Below are 659 nucleotides of genomic sequence, written 5' to 3' on the forward strand. Positions count from 1 at the left end.
CCTGAGGGAATCATTCTCTGAAAAAGCGTTTACATTCGGATTCCGCCATCCACCTCAAGCACGCGGCCAGTGAAGTAATCACTCTCAAGAATGTATTTGACGGCATGAGCGATTTCACTCGCTTCCCCCATTCTCCCTACCGGAATCATCTTTTCTAGACGTTCGATCGCCTCTGGCTTCATTTGATCAGCCATCGCCGTATGTACAACCCCTGGCGCAATCGCAGCGGCTCGAATGCCGTACCTTGCAAGCTCGCGTGCCCACGTTGTTGCCATGGTAGCGACCGCCGCTTTGGAGGCGGAATAGTTGGTTTGACCAATATTCCCGGCTCTCGCAACGCTGGAGATATTGATGATGACCCCTTGTGAGCCACTTTCAATCATTTTTACAGCAGCCTCACGCCCACACAGAAATGTTCCCGTGACATTGACATTCATGACGAGATTAAACTGCTCCAACGACATTTTGCTGATAACGCCATCTTTGGCTTTTACAAGCAAACCATCTCGCAGCACTCCCGCATTGTTGATGAGTCCATTAAGCTGACCGAAATCTTGAAGAATGGCGTCAAATGTCGCTTCCACATCCGATTCATTTATCACATCAACCGGATAAGTGAACGCTTTCGCACTTAACATCTGACATTGTGATTGTGTCTC

General features: G+C 48.9%; 1 protein-coding gene. It reads right to left on the bottom strand.

The features are described 5' to 3' along the window. Window positions 1–29: 29 nt before the first annotated feature. The coding region (locus tag R7Q11_RS26845) for an SDR family oxidoreductase (protein ID WP_225467073.1) at window positions 30–659 on the bottom strand (630 nt) is incomplete at its 5' end.

The organism is Vibrio sp. 970 (assembly GCF_033339075.1).